The organism is Bradyrhizobium sp. CCBAU 11361 (assembly GCF_028128935.1).
GTDB lineage: Bacteria > Pseudomonadota > Alphaproteobacteria > Rhizobiales > Xanthobacteraceae > Bradyrhizobium > Bradyrhizobium niftali.
The window spans coordinates 1-9227 of the sequence record NZ_LBJZ01000122.1 but is presented as its reverse complement, the minus strand read 5'-3'; the positions used below and the strand labels follow the sequence as shown (position 1 = coordinate 9227).

General features: G+C 59.2%; 5 protein-coding genes and 5 pseudogenes. 5 read left to right on the top strand and 5 right to left on the bottom strand.

Translation table 11 applies throughout. The annotated features are described in order from the left end of the window. Together XI08_RS10660 and XI08_RS10655 are read right to left on the bottom strand one after the other, a co-directional pair. Positions 1-991 (bottom strand): IS3 family transposase gene (locus tag XI08_RS10660; protein ID WP_271574367.1). Its coding sequence is split into 2 segments (ribosomal slippage), with 992 coding nucleotides annotated over them: positions 1-739 and positions 739-991; the frame shifts between segments, so codons are not numbered across the junction. This gene is flagged as partial in the annotation. A 77-nt stretch (positions 992-1068) separates the two neighbouring features. Beyond that, positions 1069-2229: pseudogene (locus XI08_RS10655) on the bottom strand (IS3 family transposase). A 59-nt stretch (positions 2230-2288) separates the two neighbouring features. Here XI08_RS10655 and XI08_RS10650 point away from each other — a divergent pair. Then, positions 2289-2947, top strand: a pseudogene (locus XI08_RS10650) (transposase); the annotation flags it as partial. 36 nt (positions 2948-2983) lie between these two features. Here the strand turns inward: XI08_RS10650 and XI08_RS10645 are convergent. After that, the gene (locus tag XI08_RS10645) at positions 2984-3520 is read right to left on the bottom strand and encodes an IS5 family transposase (protein WP_271574366.1); all 537 of its coding nucleotides are present in this window, start codon (positions 3518-3520) and stop codon (positions 2984-2986) included. 177 nt (positions 3521-3697) lie between these two features. Between XI08_RS10645 and XI08_RS10640 the strand changes: the two genes are divergently transcribed. From XI08_RS10640 to XI08_RS10625, 4 genes and pseudogenes are all read left to right on the top strand, one after another. After that, on the top strand, positions 3698-3907 hold the full coding sequence (locus XI08_RS10640) for an IS4/Tn5 family transposase DNA-binding protein (RefSeq protein ID WP_271574365.1): 210 nt from the start codon (positions 3698-3700) through the stop codon (positions 3905-3907). Positions 3908-4300: 393 nt separating this feature from the next. Continuing rightward, entirely contained in the window at positions 4301-4675 is a 375-nt protein-coding gene (locus tag XI08_RS10635; RefSeq protein WP_271574364.1) for a hypothetical protein, read from the top strand. A gap of 54 nt (positions 4676-4729) precedes the next feature. After that, positions 4730-6240: pseudogene (locus XI08_RS10630) on the top strand (ISNCY-like element ISBj12 family transposase). Positions 6241-6396: 156 nt separating this feature from the next. Beyond that, a complete protein-coding gene (locus XI08_RS10625; RefSeq protein WP_271574363.1) occupies positions 6397-6966 on the top strand; it encodes an IS4 family transposase in 570 nt (189 codons plus the stop codon). Position 6967: 1 nt separating this feature from the next. On the opposite strand, the pseudogene XI08_RS10620 reads toward XI08_RS10625, so the two are convergent. Both XI08_RS10620 and XI08_RS10615 read right to left on the bottom strand, forming a co-directional pair. After that, positions 6968-7084: pseudogene (locus XI08_RS10620) on the bottom strand (transposase); the annotation flags it as partial. Between the two features lie 317 nt (positions 7085-7401). Then, positions 7402-8430, bottom strand: a pseudogene (locus XI08_RS10615) (IS110 family transposase). Positions 8431-9227 lie beyond the last annotated feature (797 nt).

The following is a 9227-nucleotide window of genomic DNA, read 5'->3' as shown; positions in this document are numbered from 1 at the left end:
TTCTGCCGGGCGTCGTCAAGGCTCAGGAACCAGTGCGTGTTCAGGCATTCGTTTCTGAACTTGCCGTTGAAGGATTCGATGAAGCCGTTGTCCGTCGGCTTGCCGGGCCGCGAGAAATCCAGCACGACCCCTTTCTGGTAGGCCCAGATATCGAGATCGCGGGAGACGAACTCCGATCCCTGGTCGACGCGGATCGTCTTGGGGTAGCCGACGGTTTGGCAGATGCGCTCCAAAGTCTGCACGACATCCTCCCCTCGATAGCTGAAGCGCGGATCGACGGCCGGAGAGAAGCGACTGAACGTGTCGACGATCGTGAGCACACGGATCTTGCGGCCGGTGGCGAGCTGGTCATGAACGAAGTCCATCGCCCAGGCCTCATTGATCTGACCTGCTTCCGTCCTATTCTCACGCAGCTTGGCCTTGACGCGACGCTTCGGCGTTTTGTTACGCAATTTCAGGCTCAATTCCCGATAAAGACGATAGACACGTTTGACATTGATGGCCCAGCCGTCGCGTTGGAGCAGGACGTGGACCCGGCGATATCCGTACCTCACCCGCGTCTCGCAGATGTCCTTGATCCGGCTTTTGAGAGCGGCCTGGTCGCCGCGCTTCGACTTGTAGACGTAAAGTGCGCGATCGATCCGAAGCGTCGAACAGGCCCGCCTGATCGAGACCTTCCAGTCACTCCGCACCTTGTCGACAAGCTCCCGCTTGCGGCCAGGCTTCAGAGCTTTTTTGAGAGCACATCCTGAAGCATAGCCTTGTCCAGGGACAGGTCCGCGACAATCCGCTTCAGCTTGGCATTCTCCTCCTCAAGCTGGCGTAGTCGCTTCATCTCCGAGGGCATCAGCCCCGCATACTTCTTCTTCCAATTGAAATACGTCGCCTGGCTGATCCCGGCCTTCCGGCAAACCTCTGCAACCGCCGCGCCGTCCTCCGCCTGCTTCAAGACAAACGCGATCTGCGCCTCCGAAAACTTCGATGCCTTCATGGAACTCTCCTCGTCCCGGTCAGGGGATCAAAATTGGAAATTTCCAGTTCAAACTGGCCTAATTTGCCGGGGGCACGTCAGGATTGACCCGGTTGGGCGGTGGTAGCGACGGGAGCTGGTGCGGAGCCATCGGCATAGCGCAGCGCCAGATCCCGTCGCGGGTTGCAGGTGAAGGCGAACTCCGATGCTGTTTTCCATCCGAGTTGCGAGTGAGGTCGCGTATCAATGTAGTCGGCCCGCCAATGTCCGAGTGCGACCCGGGCCTGGGCCAGCGACGTGAACAGCGTCTCGTTCAAAAATTCGTTTCGAAGACGGCCATTGAAGCTTTCGATGAAGGCATTCTGCGTCGGCTTGCCGGGTGCGATGTAATGCCAGGCGACGCGGCTCTGATCGGCCCATGTCAGGATGGCGTTGCTGGTCAATTCGGTGCCGTTGTCGCTGACCACCATTTTGGGCTTGCCGCGCTCGATGATCAGCCAGTCCAGCTCCCGCGCCACCCGGGAGCCCGACAACGAGGTGTCGGCCACCAACGTCAGGCATTCGCGCGTGCACTCGTCGACCACGGTCAGGATGCGGAAGCGGCGGCCATCGGTGAGCTGATCCGAGACGAAGTCGAGCGACCAGCGGTCATTCGGCGCTATCGGCACCACCATCGCCGCCCTGGTCCCGAGCGCCCGTTTGCGGCCACCACGGCGACGGACCGCGAGCCTCTCTTCCCGATAGAGCCGGAACAGCTTCTTGTGGTTAACCAGATAGCCCTCCCGTTTGAGCAGAACATGCAGGCGCCGATAGCCGACGCGACGGCGCCCTCGGCGATCGCTCTCATGCGTTGGCGTAGGGCCGCGTCATCCGCCCGGATTGTCCGATATCTGATGGTCATGCGGCAACAGCCGATGGCTTTACACGCCCGTCGTTCGCGCATCCCGTGGGCATCCACGAGATGCGCGACAGCTTTCCGCTTCCCCGCGGGCGTCACCACTTCTTTCCCAGGAGGTACTTCAACGCCGCATTGTCCAGCATGGCGTCGGCCAAAAGCCGCTTCAGCCGCGTGTTCTCGTCCTCCAGCGTCCTCAGCCGCTTGGCCTCCGAGACCTCCATCCCGCCAAACTTGGCTTTCCATTTGTAGATACTGGCATCGCTGACGCCGCGCTTGCGGCACAGATCGGCAACCGACACGCCAGCCTCGTGCTCCTTCAAAATCCGGATGATCTGCTCTTCGTAAAGCGGCTGCGCTTCATGCTCTGGTCCTCATATGGGCCAGAGCGAACTTCAATCTGGATTAAGTCCAGGGGGCAAGGTCAGTATCCCTCGGCACCAGAAAGTGTATCCGGTCGATGTGAAGCTCATTTGGCCGATCGCCAAGTCCGTGGCAAACCACGAAAGCACCACGTGCCCGATATCTTATCGATTGCGGCAGAACAGTTGCTGGCCAGCGCTAGATGGAAAGCCGTGAGTTGGCGTAGCGGGACGAAAGGTCGCTCAAAGCCCGATTTGCTGCTCTCCGTGTCCGCACCGCCGACGGCCCTCCGCAGCGGATATGGGATAAAGGTCAGCAGCATCTCCCCGGCGACGAAGCCTGGCTCATTGGCGAGCAACGTGCCTCCGGGGAGAAGAAATACTATCTCGCCAATCTTCCGGCAGCGACGGATCTGCGCACGCTGGCCGCCACCATCCAGGCACGGTGGATTTGTGAGCAGGCGCATCAACAGTTGAAGGAGGAGCTTGGACTTGATCACTTCGAAGGGCGATCATGGCAAGGTCTTCATCGCCATGCCCTTATGACAATGATTGCCTACGCCACCTGCAGCATCGTCGCCTCGCATACGCGGGGCGGAAAAAAAGAATCAACGGGCCTCCGCCTCAACCAACCATGCCCGCAGTACGTCACGCCATCGTCGATCTCATCCTTCGGCCGCCGCCTCAGCAGTGCCCATATTGCCGAAAGCAAATCCTTGAAAAACAGCAGCGAAAACACAATCTGCCAAAGTAGTGCTAGGGTGTGGACTCAATTGATCGAAGGCAAATTCGCACGGAAGCGAGTTGAACGAAAGCGAAGAGCGTCGCGCCGATCTTGTCGTGGCGGGTGGCGATGCGTCGAAACTGCTTCAGTTTGTTGAAGAAGCGCTCAACGTGGTTGCGCTCGCGATAGATGGCCTTCTTCCACCGGAATCTCTTCTTCCGGTTGGATTTGGTGGATATGTTGGGGATCGCACCTTGATCACGGATGTGGGCACGAACACGATCGGCATCGTAGCCTTTGTCGGCGATGACGATGGCGCGCGCATCGAGTCCGTCGCGCAGGGCCTCGGCGCACGTCACGTCGTGGGCCTCGCCGGGGGTGATCATGAGGCGGACCGGGCGGCCTTTCGCGTCGACGCGCGCGTGGATTTTGGTGGTGAGGCCGCCTCGGCTTCGGCCCACACAACGATCTCCACTCTTTTTTACCCCGGAAGCATGCTGATGGACCCGCACGACCGAACCGTCGATCATCTGCACCTTGCCATCGTGTGCCTTGACGACCGCATCCATCAGCCGGTCTCAGATGCCGGCTTTGCGCCAGCGGTTGAAACGATTGTAAGCGGTCGTATAAGCTTTCAGTTACCCATAACTTTGACCACTCGGGCTGATCCGCTGATCGGCGAAAACTTGAATCGAAAGAATCACTTGTGATTCCTTTCTGAGCACCTGATTCGCGAGGGGGCATCTATGGGGCTGACATTAAGGGAACGATCGGCAAAAGGCTGTTTGCCGTCCTTGGAAGGTGAATGTTGGATTGATCGAGAGAGTAGTGGATGCGAGTTTAGGGACGCGCGGCTCGGCGACAGATTCCGCAAACTGCTCACGCAGATTGGAAGCGCCGTGGGACAAAGCATTCCGCTCGTCTGCCAGGATTGGGCGAATACCAAGGCAGCCTAGGCAGCCTACCGCTTCTTCTCTAACGACCGGGTCAGCGAAGTGGACATTCTGGCCGGACATTTCCGATCGACACGTGATCGTGCCGCCGCCTCTAAAGGTCTCGTTCTTGTGCTGCACGATACAACCGAGTTCAGCTATCAACAGGAGAAGTCAGAAGCGATCGGCATCACCAAGAGCATAAACAGTGGACGGGATAAGGCAGGTCGCCTCAGATCGCACACGGTTTGCGGCATCCTGATGCATTCGAGCCTCGCGGTTACAATCGAGGGGGGTACCGCTGGGGTTGGCGGCCGTTAAGTTCTGGACTCGGAACAAATTCAAGGGGACGGCAGCGCTTAAAGAGAAGATCAATCCGACCTGGATTCCATCGAGAAAAAGGAAAGCGTCCGGTGGTTGGAAAATCTCAAGCAGTCTACGCAACTCTTGGACCATCCGGGACGATGCATCCATATTGGTGATCGCGAGAGTGACATCTACGAGCTCTTCTGCGCAGCACAGGAGATCGGAACTCATTTCCTGATCAGGACCTGCGTCGACCGATTGGCTGGAGACGGGGATCACACGATCGCCGACGAAATGGACGAGGTCGCCGTCAAAGGGCTCCATCGCATCGAAGTCAGAGACAGCAACGGCGATCCCGACCAGGCCATTCTTGAGATCAGGTATCGCAAGATTCGCGTCCTACCGCCGATTGGAAAGCAGAAGCTGTGCGGCGGCGATCAGGGTGAGACTCCGCATTGCCTCGCCTTAATTGTTACCGGATCCTAAGCCGTTGCCTCACGTAAATTGCTCCCCTGGACCGGGAACGAGCGAGGGGCGGAGATGGGGTGGCTGAGCATGGCAACGCGGAAGGAACTGACGGCGGCGGCAGGCGTGCGCTATCGGCGGTCGGATCGCGCGAAGAAGGCGCGGATATTGGACGAGTTCGTCGACATCACCGGATTCCATCGGAAGCATGCGATGCGTCTCCTTCGAAATCAGGAAGGCGTACACCCGGGCCGACGGGCGCGATGTCGGATATATAATGAAGCAGAACACACCGCACTCGTGCTGCTTTGGGAGGCGTCAGACCGCATCTGCGGGAAGCGACTGAAAGCGTTAATGCCCGCGCTGATTGAGGCGATGGAACGGTACGGGCACCTCGACCTTGCCCCTGAGATTCGCACCAAACTTTTGGCGATGAGCGCTGCGACGATCGATCGCGCATTGGTGCGGGTTCGAGAAAAATTGGGTCGCAAGCGCCGGCGGCACGCGGGGCATTCCCTGCGTCGCAGTATTCCAATACGGACGTCGGCAGATTGGAACGATCCGGCGCCAGGATTCGTGGAGGCTGACCTGGTCGCGCATAGCGGTCCATCTGCGCGCGGCAGCTTCATCCAGACCCTCGTGCTCACCGACATTGCTACCGGCTGGACAGAGTGCGCACCTCTGATCGTGCGCGAACAGACGCTGGTGAGCACGGTGCTGACGGAATTGCGCAAGCAATTGCCTTTTGCGCTGCTCGGCTTCGACACGGACAATGACACCGTGTTCATGAATGAGACGTTGAAGGCCTACTGCGAGGCGGCCAACATTGTCTTCACGCGTTGCCGTCCCTACCGGAAGAATGACCAGGCGTTCGTCGAGCAAAAGAACGGCGCCGTCGTGCGCAGGATGGTCGGCTATCGTAGGTTCGAAGGCCTGGAGGCGGCCAAGCTACTGGCGGAACTCTATTGGTCAGCGCGGCTGTTCGTAAACTTCTTCCAACCTTCGTTCAAACTGTTAGCCAAGCAGCGCGACGGTGCTCGTGTACGTAAGACATACAGCGCGCCGGCAACACCCCACCAGCGCCTGTCAGCGGACGCCCGCACGCCTGATGCGGTCCGCCACCATCTCCAGGAAATCTATACCGCTCTCGATCCGGTCACGTTGTTGCGCGACATCCGCGACGTGCAGGAGCGCCTCGCGGCGCTCGCGGATATCCAACCATCCGCCCATCCTGCTGCGGCATCACAATCGATTGATCGCTTCCTGGCAAGCCTGCGAACGGCCTGGAAGGACGGCGCCACGCGCCCGACGGATCGGCCATCGTGAAGGCTAAAAGGGGCCGGCGTCGTCCCGATCCGCTTATCCGGGCAACGTCAGATTTGAGAAAATGGTTTGAAGCCGAGCCTTGGCGGACCGGCAGCGAACTGCTCTCGCGCCTGCAGGTGGAATATCCTGGAGACTATCCGAACAAGCTTCTTCGAACCCTTCAACGTCGGTTGAAATCCTGGCGCAGCGAGCAAGCGAATGCGCGGCTGTTTGCTTCAGAAAAAATGCCGCCAGGGCATGAGGTCACAACACCCCAATGACGTGCGAGGTGCCGGCGGAGGAGGCCGGGCGCTCCGAAACCCCGGCCATCTCCGCACCCGGCCTCCTCCTCAACTCAGGCCAGGAGCAAAATAAATGAGGCAACTGATCGCGCCCGGGAGCATCGATATGTGAGGCAATACGCGCTCTCATCCTGATTGTCGCGCCATAAGAAGCGCTATCCCGCTCTGACCCTGACGGTGATCCATGCCGAAGAGCGCGGGACGCCGAAAACCAGGAAGAAGATCGATTGGAAGCTGATCACCGACCTGCCTGTTGGTTCCCGCACCGACGCCATTGAGAAGCTGGCATGGTATGGTTTGAGATGGAAGATCGAGGTGTTCCACAAGATCCTCAAATCGGGCTGCAAAGCTGAGGAGTCGAAGCTCAGGACCGCCCAGCGTCTGACCAATCTGATCTCGCTCTTTTGCATCCTGAGTTGGCGGATCTTCTGGATGACGATGCTCAACCGTTCCGCCCCAGACGCGCCGCCAACCCTCGCGTTGACTCCGACTGAAATCGGCGTGCTCGATCGCCTCGTCAACAATAAACCAAAAGCAAGACGCAAAACGCTCTCGCACTATCTGATCAAGATTGCCTGGCTCGGCGGTTACCTCGCCCGCGCCAGCGATCCGCCGCCCGGCAATACGGTCATGTGGCGCGGGCTGTCACGCCTCACCGGCATCGCGCTGGGCGCCATGGTCGGAGGAGAATTTGTGGGTAATTGAAAGTCGTATAAGGCCCGTATCGCTCGGGCAGATCGCGCCACGGCGCTCCCGCGCGCAGGACCCAGAAGATGCCGTTGAGTAAATCCGTCAGGTCGTAGCGCATGATCCCAGCCCCGATGTTCGGTAGCTTGAATCATGGTCCGCCCTGATCCGCTAGACGAATTTGAGTACACGACCTTCTGTAATCGGCCCGATGCTGTCAAGCCTCCCGAGTGAACGTCACGCCGCCGAGCTCATGCTTCTGTCCGTGGTCAACGCGTGGCCGCCACATCATGCTGTCAGAGGGAGCGGTGAGCCTATCTAGATGCGCGGGGTTCGTCAGATGACGACCACTGGCCGTGTAACGGCTTCACCGGATCCACCGTCCCGGTGACGGGACTTCGAGCACCGGGCTTCAGTTCAGCTCGGTTGCGTTCTTGATCTCCTCCACGTTTTCTATGCTGCGATCGGGCCGGCGTCAGTCCATCGGTAAGTTGTGCCGTCGATCCAGATCCGATGCAGGATCACTGCGAGTTTGCGTGCCAGGGCGACTTTTGCGCGTTTTGAGCCTCGCCGCTTGGCGACGTCCATCCCCCAGCGCTTGAGTTTTGAGAACCGCGTGATGCGCGACAGCAGAACGTTGGCGGCTTCATACAACACCTGCGTACCGTCTCGTCGCCGGCCAACGTGATCCCGCCCGTGACGTCCTTTTCTCCCGATTGATATTTCTTTGGCGTAAGCCCGAACAGCGCGCCTGCTGCCTTTGATTTTGCGATGCGATGAGGGTCATCAATCGCCGATTTGTAGGTAACAGCCACCAGGGGCCAACGCCCGGTACTTCATAAGCCGGTGACAGACTGCATCGTCACGCACAATTGCCAGTACAGCCTTGTGCAGCCTTCCGTACTCTGCCTTCAAGGCCGATCGTGCCGAAAGCATCGCACCGGCAATGCGCTCCAATGTCGCTTGCCCCGCAACCAACTCTCGGATCCGCGCTTCGAAACTCCTCCGCGTGACAGGGCCAACCTTCAGCTCGAAGCCGCGCAAAATCCCACGGATACTTAATTCCACATCGATAAGTCGCCCGAGAAGCTGTTTGCGGGCGATCAGGAGTGCCCGGATCTCCTAGGCGCCGACCGACTTCGCGTGTACCGGCTGGAACCATCCCATCCGGATCAACTGAGCGATCCCGCGGGCATCCTTGCGATCAGTTTTCACCGTCATTGCAGACAATGCGGCCTTCACATGTCGCGTCTCGAGCAGGACTGTCTCGAGCCCCGCTCCTTTCAAGCCTGCATGCAGCCATTGCGACAACGGCGCTTCCAGCCCAATTCGCGTTACTGCAAAGCCAAGCCTCTCGAAAAACTCGACTAAGGCGTCGGGTTCGCTCGCGACCTTCGCTTCCTTCAGGATCTTGCCCTGGGCATCCACAACGCACACGCTCGACAGTTCCAATGACACGTCGATTCCGGCATAGTTCTCCACGGCTGTCTTCCGTCTCTAGATGCTTGGGGCCGACTCAAGTCGTGACCCCGTTTCATCATCTATCGGGGGACAGCCACCATCATGACCCCTTGCGCGGAGTAGGGCCCATTACGGCATCTAGTGAGCAAGCCTTCAAAGACGCTGTCCCTACCGCGCCAGCGACGTCAAGCGTTGATGGCGACGTCACTCGGCGCTCAAACCCTGGAAAGCCCTGTCCCTGCCACGCGCCGCTGACCTTGGCACCAGCCTTGCCCCATTCGATATCAACGCTGACCCTGAATTGGTTGGATCGTCTGCTACTTTCTACGCTGGTCCGCTACATCGCGGAGAAATTGGAGATGCCCAGCATACTAAACCGCTCCGCTGCATGAAAAAGGCTTACACGCTACCGCTCATGACAGAGCCCGAGAATGTTGGCGGGGTAAGACGGGAGGCATGGAAGCGATCGCTTGAAAGATCACACGCGCCGCGTAATTTAACGTCGTCAATCTCCCTCGGCACAAGCTGACCGGGTGTCCGTGCCTGAAAAAGCATGACATGCGACTACTAGGGTCGCTTCTCCGACACCGGAAGCAGCGCGGGCGCGACTCGGCGCCGGTCGGTTGGGACTGGATCGGGCTGTCCCTGGCGCGCCTGCGCTGCAGATTGAGGTTAGCAGGAACGTGACTCGGCGTGTCCCATTCTGGTAATGGCGCTGTCTCTACTACGCCTCGCTAACCTAGTCCTCCGTGAAGAACGCGGGCGCGCGCTGATTTAAGCGATCTTTTGAGCCGGGCCAGTTTCGGCGAATGTCCGGA

What these genes read in the sequence shown, in the direction of transcription:
- XI08_RS10645 (WP_271574366.1), bottom strand. Translation starts at nt 3,520, where the DNA reads ATGGATGCGGTCGTCAAGGCACACGATGGCAAGGTGCAGATGATCGAC.
- XI08_RS10640 (WP_271574365.1), top strand. Translation starts at nt 3,698, where the DNA reads ATGGGGCTGACATTAAGGGAACGATCGGCAAAAGGCTGTTTGCCGTCC.